The following is a 15,063-nucleotide window of genomic DNA, read 5'->3' on the forward strand; positions in this document are numbered from 1 at the left end:
GACCACCTGGCGCGGGGGGGGCCGCGGGGCCTGGGCCACGCGACCCGCCCGTCGGGGAAAGAGCTAGCGGAGGAAGGGGTCCACCGCGACGGCGAGGAAGAGGAGGGAGACGTAGGTGATGGACCAGTGGAAGAGCCGCATCTCCTTGAGCTTGGCCCCGGTCACCCCGGCCTTGGCCCGGTTCTGCAGGCCGTGGGCCTCCCAGAGCCAGGCGCCGCCGGACAGCAGCGCCACCGCGGTGTAGAACCAGCCGGTGTAGCCGAGCGGGGTGAGCAGCAGCGAGACCGCGACCATCACCCAGCTGTAGAGGACGATCTGCTTGGCGACCACCCGGTTGGAGGCGACGACCGGGAGCATCGGGACGCCGACCCGGGCGTAGTCGTCCTTGACCTTCATCGACAGCGGCCAGTAGTGCGGCGGCGTCCAGAAGAAGATGACGGCGAAGAGGATGACGGCGGCCCAGGAGACCGTGTTCGTGACGGCCGACCAGCCGATGAGGACCGGCATGCAGCCCGCGATACCGCCCCAGACGATGTTCTGGGAGGTGCGGCGCTTCAACAGCATCGTGTAGACGACGACGTAGAAGAGCAGCGCACCGAGCGCGAGAGCGGCCGAGAGCCAGTTGACGAGCAGCCCGAACCAGAGCGTGGAGAACACCGCGAGGCCGATGCCGAAGGCCAGGCATTCGCGGGGGCTGACCATGCCCGTGACCAGCGGGCGCTGGGACGTACGGTCCATCAGCGCGTCGATGTCCCGGTCGATGTACATGTTGAGCGCGTTGGCGCCGCCCGCGGAGAGGTATCCCCCGATGGTGGTCGTGAGAACGAGCCACAGGTCGGGTACACCCTGGGCAGCGAGGAACATCACCGGAACGGTGGTGATGAGCAGCAGCTCGATGATCCGTGGCTTGGTAAGCGCCACGAATGCCTTGACGCGGGCCCCGAACGGGCGATGGCCCCCTGGGCTGGGAGTCAAGGCGACCCCTGCGGGTCGGGACTCGACGGCCGTCACGCACACCCCTGACAGAGAAATCCCAGCAAGCTCCGGGCATGGAGGCCCTTGTGAAGACTTGCGCGAACTCGACCACTCTAGACGTTGGGGATACACCGCCCTTCGCGGGGGTGGGGTCGTGTTGAGGGTGACTGTTCGCCGGATGCGCATTCCGCCGGGAGGCGAACTCCACGGGTCGCCCACACCCTGGAAAGTGCACGGAAAGTGCGCCCGGCAACGGGGGTAGGCTCGACAGCGCCCGGTGCGGTAACAGTCACCGGTTTACGACAGTGGAGAGGAGCCCTGACTCAGGGTGAGCATCAAGCCGACCACCACAGACCTCCAGTGGACCGATGTGGACCAGCGGGCCGTGGACACCGCCCGCGTCCTCGCCGCGGACGCCGTACAGAAAGTCGGAAACGGCCACCCGGGCACGGCGATGAGCCTGGCTCCTGCCGCGTACACCCTCTTCCAGAAGGTGATGCGGCACGACCCCGCGGACGCCGAGTGGACCGGTCGCGACCGGTTCGTCCTCTCCGCCGGCCACTCCAGCCTGACGCTCTACATCCAGCTCTACCTGGCCGGCTACGGCCTGGAGCTGGACGACCTCAAGGCCTTCCGCACCTGGGGCTCCAAGACCCCGGGCCACCCGGAGTACGGCCACACCACCGGTGTCGAGACGACGACGGGCCCGCTGGGCCAGGGTGTCGCCAACGCCGTGGGCATGGCGATGGCCGCCCGCTACGAGCGCGGCCTCTTCGACCCCGAGGCGGCCCCCGGCACCTCCCCGTTCGACCACATGGTGTGGGTCGTCGCGGGTGACGGCTGCCTCCAGGAGGGCATCTCGGCCGAGGCGTCCTCGCTGGCCGGGCACCAGAAGCTGGGCAACCTGGTCCTGCTCTGGGACGACAACCACATCTCCATCGAGGGCGACACGGAGACCGCGGTCTCCGAGGACACCATCAAGCGGTACGAGGCGTACGGCTGGCACGTGCAGCGTGTCGACCAGCTGCCGAGCGGTGACCTGGACCCGGCGGGTCTGTACGCGGCGCTGCAGGCGGCCAAGGCCGAGACCGAGCGCCCCTCGTTCATCGCGGCCCGCTCGATCATCGCCTGGCCCGCCCCGAACGCCCAGAACACCGAGGCCGCGCACGGCTCTGCGCTCGGCGACGACGAGGTCGCGGCGACCAAGCGGATCCTCGGCTTCGACCCGGAGCAGACCTTCGAGGTCTCCGACGAGGTCATCGGCCACACCCGCGAGGCCCTGGACCGCGGCCGCGAGGCCCGCGCGGAGTGGGACAAGTCGTTCGCCGCGTGGCGCACGGCCAACCCGGAGCGCGCCGCCTCCTTCGACCGGATCGCCGCGGGCGAGCTGCCCGAGGGCTGGGAGGAGAAGCTTCCCGTCTTCGAGCCCGGCAAGGGTCTGGCCACCCGTGCCGCCTCCGGCAAGGTGCTCCAGGCGCTCGGTGAGATCGTGCCCGAGCTGTGGGGCGGTTCCGCCGACCTCGCCGGCTCGAACAACACGACGATCGACAAGACGTCGTCGTTCCTCCCGGCGGGCAACCCGCTGCCGGAGGCCGACCCGTACGGCCGGACGATCCACTTCGGCATCCGCGAGCACGCGATGGCCGCCGCGATGAACGGCATCGCGCTGCACGGCAACACCCGCATCTACGGCGGCACCTTCCTGGTGTTCTCCGACTACATGCGCAACGCGGTGCGGCTCTCCGCGCTGATGCACCTGCCGGTGACGTACGTGTGGACGCACGACTCGATCGGCCTCGGCGAGGACGGCCCGACCCACCAGCCGGTCGAGCACCTGGCCGCGCTGCGCGCCATCCCGGGCCTGAACATCGTGCGCCCGGCCGACGCCAACGAGACCGCCATCGCCTGGCGCGAGATCCTGCGCCGCTACACCAAGGTGTTCGGCAAGGGCGCCCCGCACGGTCTGGCGCTGACCCGCCAGGGCGTGCCGACGTACGAGGCGAACGAGAACGCGGCCAAGGGCGGTTACGTCCTGTTCGAGGCCGAAGGTGGCGAGCCGCAGGTGCTGCTCATCGCGACCGGTTCCGAGGTCCACGTCGCCGTCGAGGCGCGCGAGCAGCTCCAGGCGGCCGGGGTGCCGACCCGGGTGGTCTCGATGCCGTCGGTCGAGTGGTTCGAGGAGCAGGATCAGGGTTACAAGGAGAGCGTGCTCCCGCCCTCGGTCAAGGCTCGCGTCGCCGTCGAGGCGGGCATCGGCCTGACCTGGTACCGGTACGTGGGCGACGTCGGCCGGATCGTCTCGCTGGAGCACTTCGGGGCCTCGGCCGACGCGAAGGTGCTGTTCCAGGAGTTCGGCTTCACCGCCGAGAACGTGGCTTCCGCCGCGCGGGAATCCCTCGCCGCGGCCACGCGCTGACGCCGGTAGATACGACTAGTAGGAGATGCAACTCATGACAGACGCACTCAAGCGCCTCTCCGACGAGGGCGTGGCGATCTGGCTCGACGACCTGTCGCGCAAGCGGATCACGTCCGGCAACCTGGCCGAGCTGATCGACCAGAGCCATGTCGTCGGCGTCACCACCAACCCGTCGATCTTCCAGAAGGCGATCTCGCAGGGCGATGGTTACGAGCAGCAGCTCACCGACCTCGCCGCCCGCAAGGTCACCGTCGAGGAAGCGGTCCGCATGATCACGACGGCGGACGTCCGCGACGCCGCCGACATCCTGCGCCCGGTCTTCGACGCCACGGACGGCCAGGACGGCCGGGTCTCCATCGAGGTGGACCCGCGCCTGGCCCACAACACCCTGGCCACCGTCGCCGAGGCCAAGCAGCTGGCCTGGCTGGTCGACCGGCCGAACACGCTCATCAAGATCCCGGCCACCAAGGCGGGCCTCCCGGCGATCACCGAGACGATCGGCCGGGGCATCAGCGTCAACGTGACGCTGATCTTCTCGCTGGAGCGCTACCGCGCGGTCATGGACGCCTACCTGGCGGGCCTGGAGAAGGCGAAGGCCGCGGGCCTGGACCTCTCCAAGATCCACTCGGTGGCGTCGTTCTTCGTGTCCCGCGTGGACACCGAGGTCGACAAGCGTCTGGACGCGCTCGGCTCCGACGAGGCGAAGGCCGCCAAGGGCAAGTCCGCCCTGGCCAACGCACGGCTGGCCTACGAGGCGTACGAGGAGGTCTTCTCGGGCGACCGCTGGGCGGCCCTGGACAAGGCGCAGGCCAACAAGCAGCGTCCGCTGTGGGCCTCGACCGGCGTCAAGGACCCGGAGCTCAAGGACACGCTGTACGTCGATGACCTGGTGGCGCCGAACACGGTGAACACCATGCCGGAGGCGACGCTGGAGGCGGTGGCCGACCACGGCGAGATCACCGGCAACACCGTCGCCGGCGGCTACGACCAGGCGCGCGCCGACCTGGACGCCATCAAGAAGCTCGGCATCTCGTACGACGAGGTCGTACAGCTGCTGGAGGACGAGGGCGTCGAGAAGTTCGAGGCGTCCTGGAACGACCTGCTCAAGTCGACCGAGGCGGAGCTTTCGCGCCTCGCCCCCTCGAAGGGCTGACCATTTTGTCTGGTGTTCCCGGAGCCAACCCGCTCCGTGACGCCCAGGACCGTCGGCTCCCGCGTATCGCGGGGCCGTCGGGCCTGGTCATCTTTGGCGTCACGGGCGATTTGTCCCGTAAAAAGCTGATGCCCGCTGTCTACGACCTGGCCAATCGCGGCCTGCTGCCGCCGGGCTTCTCGCTCATCGGCTTCGCGCGCCGCGACTGGGAGGACGAGGACTTCGCCCAGGTCGTCCACGACGCCGTCAAGGAGCACGCCCGTACGCCGTTCCGCGAGGAGGTCTGGCAGCAGCTCATCCAGGGGATGCGCTTCGTCCAGGGCAACTTCGACGACGACGAGGCGTTCGAGACGCTCAAGGCCACCATCCAGGAGCTCGACAAGGCACAGGGGACGGGCGGCAACTTCGCCTTCTACCTCTCCGTGCCGCCGAAGTTCTTCCCCAAGGTCGTCCAGCAGCTGAAGAAGCACGGCCTGGCCGACCAGAAGGAGGGCTCCTGGCGACGGGCCGTCATCGAGAAGCCGTTCGGGCACGACCTGGCCAGCGCGCAGGAGCTCAACCAGCTCGTGCACGACGTCTTCCCGCCCAACGAGGTCTTCCGGATCGACCACTACCTGGGGAAGGAGACGGTCCAGAACATCCTGGCGCTGCGGTTCGCCAACACGATGTGGGAGCCGATCTGGAACCGGTCCTACGTCGACCACGTACAGATCACGATGGCCGAGGACATCGGCATCGGCGGCCGCGCCGGCTACTACGACGGCATCGGCGCCGCCCGTGACGTCATCCAGAACCACCTGCTCCAGTTGCTGGCGCTGACCGCGATGGAGGAGCCCGGCTCCTTCCACCCGAAGGCCCTGGTCGCCGAGAAGCTCAAGGTCCTCACCGCCGTCGAGCTGCCCGAGGACCTCGGGCAGCACACCGTGCGCGCCCAGTACGAGCACGCCTGGCAGGGCGGCCAGGAGGTCCTCGGCTACTGCGAGGAGGAAGGCATCGACCCCAAGTCGACGACCGACACCTACGCGGCGATCAAGCTGACGATCAACAACCGCCGCTGGGCGGGCGTGCCGTTCTACCTCCGGACCGGAAAGCGGCTCGGCCGCCGGGTCACGGAGATCGCGGTCGTCTTCAAGCGCGCCCCGTACCTCCCCTTCGAGTCGGGCGCGACCGAGGAGCTGGGCGGCAACGCCCTGGTCATCCGGGTCCAGCCGGACGAGGGCGTCACCGTGCGCTTCGGCTCCAAGGTGCCCGGCACCTCGATGGAGGTCCGGGACGTCACGATGGACTTCGCGTACGGCGAGTCGTTCACGGAGTCCAGCCCGGAGGCGTACGAGCGGCTCCTCCTGGACGTCCTGCTCGGCGACGCCAACCTCTTCCCCCGCCACCAGGAGGTCGAACTCTCCTGGACCATCCTCGACCCGATCGAGGCGTACTGGGAGAAGCACGGCAAGCCCGCGAAGTACGCGGCCGGCACCTGGGGTCCGGCCGAGGCCGACGAGATGCTCGCACGTGACGGACGGAGCTGGAGGCGGCCATGAAGATCGATCTCACGGAAACCACGTCCAGCAAGATCAACCAGGCGCTGGTCTCGGCCCGCCGGGCGATCGGCACCCCCGCCATCGGCATGGTGCTCACGCTGGTCATCGTCACCGACGAGGAGAACGCGTACGACGCGCTCAAGTCGGCCGGTGACGCCTCCCGCGAGCACCCCTCGCGGATCATCGCGGTGATCAAGCGGCTCAGCCGCTCGCCGCGCGCCCGCCGGGACGCCCGGCTCGACGCCGAGGTCCGGGTCGGTTCCGACGCGGGCACCGGCGAGACCGTGGTGCTGCGCCTCCACGGCGAGCTGGCCAACCACGCCCAGTCGGTGGTCCTGCCGCTGCTGCTCCCCGACGCCCCGGTCGTGGTGTGGTGGCCCGAGGACGCGCCCGCCGACCCGGCGAAGGACCCGCTCGGGGCGCTGGCCCAGCGCCGGATCACCGACACCTACTCCGCCGAGCGTCCGCTCGACGAGCTGGCGGTGCGGGCGGCGACGTACAGCCCCGGCGACACGGACCTGGCCTGGACCCGGATCACCCCATGGCGCTCGATGCTGGCCGCAGCCCTGGACCAGCAGCCGGCCGAGGTCATCGGCGCGACCGTCGAGGGCGAGAGCGACAATCCGAGCTGCGAGCTGCTCGCCATGTGGCTCGCGGACCGGCTCGGCGTCCCGGTGGAGCGCACGCTCTCCCAGGGGCCCGGCCTCACCGCGGTCCGGATGGAGACGAAGAACGGCGTCATCGTCCTGGACCGGGCCGACGGCGGGCTGGCCACGCTCTCCATGCAGAACCAGCCGGACCGCGCGGTGGCGCTCAAGCGCCGTGACACCGCCGAGCTGCTGGCGGAGGAGCTGCGCCGGCTCGACCCGGACAACACCTACGCCTCGTCGGTGAAGTTCGGCGTCGACAAGCTGCACGCGGGTGGCGAGGTCACGGCCGCGCCGGTCGCGAGCGCCGCGGAGAAGGCGGACAAGGCCGCCGAGGCCAAGGCTCCCGCCGCGAAGAAGGCCCCGGCCAAGAAGGCGGCCTCGAAGTGACGCCCCCCCAACTGGTCGTGCACCGCGACAAGGAGCTGATGGCGCAGGCCGCGGCGGCCCGGCTGATCACGAAGATCGTGGACGCCCAGGCCTCCCGGGGCCACGCCTCGGTGGTGCTGACCGGCGGGCGCAACGGCAACGGCCTGCTGGCCGCGCTCGCCGCCGCGCCCGCCCGGGACGCGGTCGACTGGGCGCGGCTGGACCTGTGGTGGGGCGACGAGCGGTTCCTGCCCGAGGGCGACCCGGAGCGCAATGTCACCCAGGCCCGCAAGGCGCTCCTGGACTCGGTGGAGCTGGACCCGGCCCGGGTGCACGCGATGCCCGCGTCGGACGGCCCGTACGGCGACGACGTGGACGCGGCGGCAGCGGCGTACGCCGATGACCTGGCCGCCGCCGCGGGGCCCGAGGACCACGGCCCGGTGCCCACGTTCGACGTGCTGATGCTGGGCGTAGGCCCGGACACGCACGTGGCCTCGCTCTTCCCGGAGCTGCCCGCGGTACGGGAGACCGAGCGCACCGTCGTCGGTGTGCACGGGGCGCCCAAGCCGCCGCCGGTCCGCGTCTCGCTCACGCTGCCGGCGATCCGCGCGGCGCGTGAGGTGTGGCTGCTCGCGGCGGGCGAGGACAAGGCGGAAGCGGCGGCCATCGCGCTGTCCGGGGCCGGGGAGATCCAGGCCCCGGCGGCGGGCGCGTACGGCCGCGGCCGCACACTGTGGCTGCTGGACGCGGCGGCGGCCTCGCAACTGCCGCGCGCGCTCTACCCTCCGGCCTCCGTCTGAGCGTTGACGCCCTCGAAGACCCGGACCGCTTTTCCCGAGCGGCCCGGGTCTTCGTCGTGAAAGGCTCGCCCCATGGTGCATATCGGAACCGTGGTGATGGGCGCGACCGACGTGAGCAGGGCCGCCGCGTTCTGGAAGGCGGCGCTCACGTACACCGAGCGCGAGCCGGGGACGGACGACTGGGTGGTACTGGTCCCGGTCGAAGGGCCCGGCGTCGGCGTGGCGTTGGGGCGCTCCGCCTCCCCCGTGCAGGAGGTCCCCCGGGTCCACCTGGACCTCTACTCCGACGAGCAGGAGGCGGAGGTGGAGCGGCTGATGGGGCTGGGCGCGGAGCGGGTCGCCTGGGAGCTCTATCCGCCGGACCCGGACTTCGTGGTGCTCGCCGACCCGGAGGGCAACCGCTTCTGCGTCATCGACACGACGCACGGCGGCTGAGGGCCTCCGCCCTCAAGCGCCCTTCGGAGACCGCTCCAGAAAGGGTTCCAGCAGCCCCGGTACGGCCTCGGCGGCGAAGTCGAGGCCCTCGGACGCGTCGGTGTCGTACGCCGTGTACGCGCCCCCTCCGGCGGCGGTGGTGGCCGTGACGCTCAGCAGCCCGGCCCGGCGCTGGAAGACCGACTGCTTGACCGTCCAGCCGATCACCCCGGCCCGTTCCAGGGCGGCGGTGGAGCGGCGGACCGTGCCGGAGCGGGTGACCAGGTAGCGCCCGGAGAGCGCGTGGCCGAGGCCCCGGTACGCGTCCAGGGCGAGCACCACCGCCACGGGGACGGACACCGCCGCGCAGCCGAGCGCGATCCACAGCAGTACGGGCGTGAGCAGGACCCCTAGGAGGGTCAGGATCAGGACCGGGCCGAGGACCGCTGCGAGCGACCAGCGCAGTCGGCGGGCCCGGGCGGCGCGCGGGTGCGGGGTGAGCGGCGCGCCGGTCGGGGTGTCCGCCTCGCGCAGGACGTCGGCGGCGAGGGAGTCGGCCCGGGTCCGGGGCGCGGCCGGGAGCAGGGTGTTGTGGTCGGCGTTCTTGGATTCGTGGTCCTTGGCGAGGCCCGTGGTGATGGCGTCCAGACGGGCCGCGCCGAGCAGCCGTACGCCCAGCGGCTCGACCAGGTCGACGCCGCGCAGCCGGGCCTCCTCGACAGAGATGGACCGGGAGGTGAACAGCCCGCGTCGCACCCGCAGCGTGCCGCCCGCCTCGCGCTCCAGCCGGTAGTTCCACCACATCTCGATCCAGAGGCCGAGCGCCCCGACGACGCCGGCCACCAGGGCGGCCAGGACCAGGGCGGTGATCATCCAGAGCAGCGGGGTGTCCCGGAAACGGTCGCCGACCCATTCGATGACCTGGCCCTGCGCCCCGACCCATTCGCTGACCTGCATCACGGCCCCGGCGGCGGCCCCGCCGAGCATGGGGGCGACGAAGGAGACCGGGGCGTAACGGATCCAACGGGGGTCGAGGACGGCCAGTTCGCCCTCGCGGTGGAGGCCGGCCGGTGCGGTGGCGGCGCGCTCCAGGAGGAGGCGGCGGAGCCGTTCGCCCTCGGCGCGGGTGACCGGGTCCAGTTCGAGGGTGGAGTCGGCGCCCTGTTCCCCGGTGCCGATCCGGACGGTGACCAGGCCGAGGAGGCGCAGCATCGGGTTGGCGGTGAGGTCGACCGTGCGGATACGGCTCCGGGCCAGGGAGCGGCGTTTGACGAGGAGCAGCCCGGTGTGGAGGTCGACGTGCTCCTGGCCGATGCGGTAGCGGGTGCGGTGCCAGCGGACCCGGTCGGCGCCCGCCGCGACCCCGATGACCAGGACGGCTCCGGCGAGCACCTGGAGCACGGCGACCGGGAGGCCGAACCATCGGGTGAGCCCGAGCGTGACGGGGATGGCCGCGCCCGCGACGACCCCCGCCACGACGAGGGCGGTGACCAGGACCGTACGGGGGTCGAGGCGGCGCCAGTCGGCGGGCGGGGCGACGCTGCTCATGTGGCGTCGCCGGGGGTGTCACGGGTGATGCGGGTGAGCTGCCGGGCGAGGTCGGCGGCGACCTCGTGGTCCAGGCCCTCGATCCGTACCGCGCCCTTGGCGGATGCGGTGGTGACCGTGACGGTGGCGAGCCGGAAGAGCTGCTCGAGCGGGCCCCGTACGGTGTCCACGGTCTGGATCCGGGACATCGGGGCGATCCGCCACTCCCGCCAGAAGAACCCGGTGAGGACGTACACCGCGTCCTCGGTGACCTCCCAGCGGTGCGTGCGGAACCACCACAGGGGGAAGAGGACGGCGGTCGCCGTGCCCGCCGCGGCCAGGACCGCGGCGGGCAGCAGCAGCCAGAAGCGGGCCGGCTCGATCAGCGCGCCCAGCACCGCGAGCGGCACGACGGGCACGGCGGTCATCAGCAGCCACTGGGCCCGCCACCAGCCGACGGCGCGCTCGTTCAGCGTGTTGCGCGGCGGCCGCAGCCGTACCGTCTCCCCCTCCCCCTGCGGCATCGGCTCAGCGCCCGCGCAGGGTGCGGTAGGCGTCGACCAGGGCGGCGGTGGAGCTGTCCAGCTGCCCGGCGTCCGCTCCCCCGTCACCGGTCAGCAGCGGTTCGATCTTCTTGGCGAGGACCTTGCCGAGCTCGACGCCCCACTGGTCGAAGGAGTCGATGTTCCAGATGGCGCCCTGGACGAAGACCTTGTGCTCGTACAGCGCGATGAGCTGGCCGAGGACCGAGGGGGTCAGCTTGTCGGCGAGGATCGTCGTCGTGGGGTGGTTGCCGCGGAACGTCTTGTGCGGGACCAGCTCCTCGGGCACGCCTTCGGCCCGGACCTCCTCGGGCGTCTTGCCGAAGGCGAGGGCCTGGGTCTGGGCGAAGAAGTTGGCCATCAGCAAGTCGTGCTGGGCGATCAGGCCGGGCAGCAGGTCGTGGACCGGTGCGGCGAAGCCGATGAAGTCCGCCGGGATCAGCTTGGTGCCCTGGTGGATCAACTGGTAGTACGCGTGCTGTCCGTTGGTGCCGGGCGTGCCCCAGACGACCGGGCCGGTCTGCCACTCCACGCGGTCGCCCTCGCGGTCGACGGACTTGCCGTTGGACTCCATGTCGAGCTGCTGGAGATACGCGGTGAACTTGGACAGGTAGTGGCTGTAGGGCAGCACCGCGTGCGACTGGGCGTCGAAGAAGTTGCCGTACCAGACGCCGAGGAGGCCCAGCAGGAGCGGGGCGTTCTCCTCGGCGGGGGCGGTGCGGAAGTGCTCGTCGACGAGGTGGAATCCGTCGAGCATCTCGCGGAAGCGGTCCGGGCCGATGGCGACCATCAGCGAGAGGCCGATCGCCGAGTCGTAGCTGTAGCGGCCGCCGACCCAGTCCCAGAACTCGAACATGTTGGCCGTGTCGATGCCGAACTCTTCGACCTTCTCGGCGTTGGTCGACAGCGCCACGAAGTGCTTCGCGACGGCGTCCTGACCGGCCTTCAGCTCGGTCAGCAGCCAGTCCCGGGCGGAGGTGGCGTTGGTGATGGTCTCGATCGTCGTGAACGTCTTGGAGGCGATGACGAACAGCGTCTCGGCCGGGTCGAGGTCGCGGACGGCCTCGTGGAGGTCGGCGCCGTCGACGTTGGAGACGAAGCGGAGGGTGAGGTCGCGGTCGGTGAAGGAGCGCAGCACCTCATACGCCATGGCGGGGCCGAGGTCGGAGCCGCCGATGCCGATGTTGACGATGTTCTTGATCGGCTTGCCGGTGTGGCCGGTCCACTGCCCGGAGCGGACCTTGTCGGCGAAGCCGGCCATCTTGTCCAGGACGGCGTGCACGGCCGGGACGACGTTCTCACCGTCGACCTCGATCACCGCGTCGCGCGGGGCGCGGAGCGCGGTGTGCAGGACCGCCCGGCCCTCGGTGGTGTTGATCTTCTCGCCGCGGAACATCGCGTCCCGCAGCTCCGCGACCCCGGTGGCGGCGGCCAGCTCGCGCAGCAGGCGCAGCGTCTCGTCGGTGACCAGGTGCTTGGAGTAGTCGAGGTGGAGGTCGCCGACCCGCAGGGTGTAGGCGGTGCCCCGGTCCGGCTGCCGCGCGAACAGCTCGCGCAGCTGGGGTGCGCCGAGCTCCTCACGGTGCTTGGCGAGAGCCGTCCACTCGGGCGTCTGGTTGAGCTTGGTTCGGCTTGCTGCGTTCATCCGGGATATCAGCCCACTTCTCACTCGTCATCAGCATCCCCGCTGCCCCTCCAACCTAATTGATCGAGGAGGGAGACGGCGTGGAGGAGGGCGGTGGCGCGGGAACGCGATACGGCCGGACACCCTGGGGTGTCCGGCCGGTGAACGACTGGGGTTTCCGTGGAGCTGTGCGGGGAGATGTCAGATCTCGCCGCGGAGTTTGGCCAGTGCCTCGGCGAGGATCGCCTCGCCGTCCTCGTCGCTGCGCCGCTCGCGTACGTACGCCAGATGCGTCTTGTACGGCTCGGTACGGGGCGGGTCGGGCGGGCTGTCCTTGTCCTGGCCGGCCGGGAAGCCGCAGCGCGGGCAGTCCCAGGTGTCCGGCACCTGCGCGTCATGGGCGAAGCTCGGCTGCGTCTCGTGCCCGTTCGAGCACCAGAAGGAGATGCGGGCGCGCGGTGCGGACTCGCCCCGCTCCGCCTCCCCCATCGGCCCCGCTCCGACCCGGCTTCCCCGGATCGCGTTGCCACTTGCCACGGTCGTAACTCCCTGCGTGATGGTGCTCGAAGGATGCCTCAGTCTACGTAAGGCCCAACGTGCGTCCAGTGGAAGGAGTTACACCGTTACCGGAATCGCGGAACGGGTCGTTCAGTCGAGCTTGATGAGCAGACCGAGGACGACGATGCACGCGAACCAGACCAGACCGACCACCACGGTGATCCGGTCGAGGTTACGTTCGGCGACCGAGGAGCCACCGACGGAGGACTGCATTCCGCCACCGAACATGTCGGAGAGGCCGCCGCCCTTGCCCTTGTGCATGAGCACCAGCAGCATCAGCAGCAGGCTGAAGACGATCAGGGCGATCTGGAACGCCAGAATCACGGCTGGTCCCTACTTTCCGGATTTCTCGAATACTGCCTGTACGTACAGCGGGGGCCGGAGGGTGACCACCCCCTCGGCCCCCGCAAGGGTACGACGGATCGGCGCTACCGCATACTCACTGGTCGCGGAAGCGGACGATCTTGACGAACTCGTCGGCGTCCAGCGCGGCACCGCCGATCAGGGCGCCGTCCACGTCGGGCTGCGCCATGATGGCGGCGACGTTGCCGGACTTGACGGAGCCGCCGTACTGGATGCGGACGGCGTCGGCCAGCTCCTGCGAGTACAGCTCGGCAAGGCGGCTGCGGATCGCACCGCAGACCTCCTGGGCGTCCTCCGGGGTGGCGACCTCGCCGGTCCCGATGGCCCAGACCGGCTCGTAGGCGATGACGATGGTCTCGGCCTGCTCGGCCGGGATGTCCTTCAGGGCGCCGTCGAGCTGCGCGAGGGTGTAGGAGACCTGGTCACCGGCCTTGCGGATGTCCAGGCCCTCGCCGACGCAGAGGATCGGGGTCAGGCCGTTCAGATAGGCGGCCTTCACCTTGGCGTTGCAGATCTCGTCGCTCTCGCCGTGGTACTGGCGGCGCTCGCTGTGGCCGACGGCCACGTAGGTGCAGCGCAGCTTGGCGAGCATGGGGCCGGAGATCTCACCGGTGTACGCGCCGGAGTCGTGCGCCGAGATGTCCTGGGCGCCGTACTTGATCTTCAGCTTGTCGCCGTCGACCAGGGTCTGCACGGAGCGCAGGTCGGTGAAGGGAGGGAGGACGGCGACCTCGACGTCCTCGTAGTCCTTGTCGGCCAGCGCGAAGGAGAGCTTCTGGACGTGGGCGATGGCCTCGAGGTGGTTGAGGTTCATCTTCCAGTTGCCCGCCATCAGCGGGGTGCGGGTGGTCATGAAAGGTCAGTCCTCCAGTGCGGCGAGCCCGGGAAGCGTCTTGCCCTCGAGGTATTCGAGGCTCGCGCCGCCACCGGTCGAAATATGTCCGAAAGCATTCTCGTCGAAGCCCAGGATGCGGACGGCGGCGGCGGAGTCGCCACCGCCGACGACGCTGAAGGCCGGGGAGTCGACGAGCGCCTGGGCGACCGCGCGGGTGCCGTCGGCGAAGTCGGGGTGCTCGAAGACGCCCATCGGGCCGTTCCAGAAGACGGTGGCCGCGTCGACGAGCTTCGATGCGTAGAGCTTGTTGGTCTCGGGTCCGTTGTCCAGCCCCATCTGGCCGGCCGGCATGGCGTCGGCGGCGACGGTGGTGGGGTGGGCCGGGGCCTTGGTCTTCAGGTCCGGGAAGGACGGGGCGACCACGACGTCGACGGGGAGGACGAACTCCACGCCCTTCTCCTCGGCGCGGCGCAGGTACTCCTGCACGGCGGGGATCTGGTCCTCCTGGAGCAGCGAGCTGCCGACCTCGTGGCCCTGGGCCTTGAGGAAGGTGTACGCCATGCCGCCGCCGATGAGGATGCGGTCGGCCCGCTCCAGCAGGTGGTCGATCACGCCGAGCTTGTCGGAGACCTTGGCGCCGCCGAGGACGACCGCGTACGGGCGCTTGACGTCGGTGGTGAGCTTCTTCAGGACGCCGACCTCGGTGGCGATGAGGTAGCCCGCGTAGTGCGGGAGCCGGGCCGGGAGGTCGAAGACCGAGGCGTGCTTGCGGTGGACGGCGCCGAAGCCGTCGCCCACGTAGACGTCGGCGAGCTCGGCGAGCCGGTCGGCGAAGGCGCCGCGCTCGGCGTCGTCCTTGGAGGTCTCGCCGGCGTTGAAGCGGAGGTTCTCGATGACGGCGACCTGGCCGTCGGCGAGTCCGGCGACCGTGGCGCGGGCGGAATCGCCGACCGTGTCGGCGGCGAAGGCGACATCGGCGCCGAGGAGTTCACCCAGGCGGGCGGCGGGCGCCAGCGAGAACGCCGGGTCCGGGGCGCCCTTGGGGCGGCCGAGGTGCGAGGCGACGACGACGCGTGCGCCGGCCTCGGCGAGCTTGGCGATCGTCGGGACGACGGCGCGGATACGGCCGTCGTCGGTGATCGTGGTGCCGTCCAGCGGCACGTTGAGGTCGGCGCGGACGAATACCCGCTTGCCCGCGACCCCTTCGGCGAGAAGTTCGTCGATCGTCTTCATCTGGTCTTCCGTTACTCCTTGCAAGGACGGATGAACATGCTAAGAGGCTCGACCGGCGCGTCGTTGCGC

The 15,063-nt window shown here is 70.5% G+C and carries 14 protein-coding genes; 6 read left to right on the plus strand and 8 right to left on the minus strand.

Annotated features, from left to right (window positions below; translation table 11 throughout):
- Positions 1-63: 63 nt before the first annotated feature.
- A complete protein-coding gene (locus ACFWM7_RS24935; RefSeq protein ID WP_030627489.1) occupies positions 64-1,017 on the minus strand; it encodes a heme o synthase in 954 nt (317 codons plus the stop codon).
- Positions 1,018-1,303: 286 nt separating this feature from the next.
- Here ACFWM7_RS24935 and tkt point away from each other — a divergent pair, with 286 nt between their 5' ends.
- From tkt to ACFWM7_RS24965, 6 genes are all read left to right on the plus strand, one after another.
- Positions 1,304-3,391, plus strand: a complete 2,088-nt coding sequence (gene tkt / locus ACFWM7_RS24940; protein ID WP_383264145.1) for a transketolase — start codon at positions 1,304-1,306, stop codon at positions 3,389-3,391.
- Positions 3,392-3,425: 34 nt separating this feature from the next.
- Positions 3,426-4,544, plus strand: a complete 1,119-nt coding sequence (tal, locus tag ACFWM7_RS24945) for a transaldolase (protein WP_383264148.1) — start codon at positions 3,426-3,428, stop codon at positions 4,542-4,544.
- Positions 4,545-4,549: 5 nt separating this feature from the next.
- Positions 4,550-6,082, plus strand: coding sequence for a glucose-6-phosphate dehydrogenase (gene zwf, locus ACFWM7_RS24950; protein WP_383264150.1), 1,533 nt, complete (start codon positions 4,550-4,552; stop codon positions 6,080-6,082).
- Positions 6,079-7,119 (plus strand): glucose-6-phosphate dehydrogenase assembly protein OpcA, encoded by a 1,041-nt coding sequence (gene opcA / locus ACFWM7_RS24955; RefSeq protein WP_383264152.1) that lies wholly within the window; start codon positions 6,079-6,081, stop codon positions 7,117-7,119. Before zwf ends, opcA begins: the two co-directional genes overlap by 4 nt.
- Positions 7,116-7,898 (plus strand): 6-phosphogluconolactonase, encoded by a 783-nt coding sequence (gene pgl, locus ACFWM7_RS24960; RefSeq protein ID WP_383264155.1) that lies wholly within the window; start codon positions 7,116-7,118, stop codon positions 7,896-7,898. Before opcA ends, pgl begins: the two co-directional genes overlap by 4 nt.
- 72 nt (positions 7,899-7,970) lie before the next feature.
- Positions 7,971-8,333, plus strand: a complete 363-nt coding sequence (locus ACFWM7_RS24965) for a VOC family protein (protein WP_069740404.1) — start codon at positions 7,971-7,973, stop codon at positions 8,331-8,333.
- Between the two features lie 12 nt (positions 8,334-8,345).
- Here ACFWM7_RS24965 and ACFWM7_RS24970 read toward each other — a convergent pair whose 3' ends face one another.
- From ACFWM7_RS24970 to ACFWM7_RS25000, 7 genes are all read right to left on the minus strand, one after another.
- Positions 8,346-9,860, minus strand: coding sequence for a PH domain-containing protein (locus ACFWM7_RS24970; RefSeq protein ID WP_383264159.1), 1,515 nt, complete (start codon positions 9,858-9,860; stop codon positions 8,346-8,348).
- Positions 9,857-10,363, minus strand: coding sequence for a PH domain-containing protein (locus ACFWM7_RS24975; RefSeq protein ID WP_383264161.1), 507 nt, complete (start codon positions 10,361-10,363; stop codon positions 9,857-9,859). Before ACFWM7_RS24975 ends, ACFWM7_RS24970 begins: the two co-directional genes overlap by 4 nt.
- A gap of 4 nt (positions 10,364-10,367) precedes the next feature.
- Positions 10,368-12,026: a glucose-6-phosphate isomerase gene (pgi, locus tag ACFWM7_RS24980; protein ID WP_383264164.1), complete on the minus strand. Its 1,659-nt coding sequence runs from the start codon at positions 12,024-12,026 to the stop codon at positions 10,368-10,370.
- A gap of 180 nt (positions 12,027-12,206) precedes the next feature.
- Complete coding sequence (locus ACFWM7_RS24985; protein ID WP_006123681.1) at positions 12,207-12,542, minus strand: RNA polymerase-binding protein RbpA; 336 nt, start codon at positions 12,540-12,542, stop codon at positions 12,207-12,209.
- A gap of 111 nt (positions 12,543-12,653) precedes the next feature.
- Positions 12,654-12,887 carry a preprotein translocase subunit SecG gene (gene secG, locus ACFWM7_RS24990; protein WP_010061274.1) on the minus strand — a complete coding sequence of 78 codons (234 nt, stop codon included), beginning with the start codon at positions 12,885-12,887 and terminating at the stop codon, positions 12,654-12,656.
- A gap of 115 nt (positions 12,888-13,002) precedes the next feature.
- Positions 13,003-13,779, minus strand: a complete 777-nt coding sequence (tpiA, locus tag ACFWM7_RS24995; RefSeq protein WP_383264166.1) for a triose-phosphate isomerase — start codon at positions 13,777-13,779, stop codon at positions 13,003-13,005.
- A gap of 6 nt (positions 13,780-13,785) precedes the next feature.
- A complete protein-coding gene (locus ACFWM7_RS25000) occupies positions 13,786-14,994 on the minus strand; it encodes a phosphoglycerate kinase (protein WP_383264169.1) in 1,209 nt (402 codons plus the stop codon).
- Between the last annotated feature and the right edge of the window lie 69 nt (positions 14,995-15,063).

It is taken from the genome of Streptomyces sp. NPDC058375 (assembly GCF_042723425.1).
Taxonomy (GTDB): domain Bacteria; phylum Actinomycetota; class Actinomycetes; order Streptomycetales; family Streptomycetaceae; genus Streptomyces; species Streptomyces durocortorensis.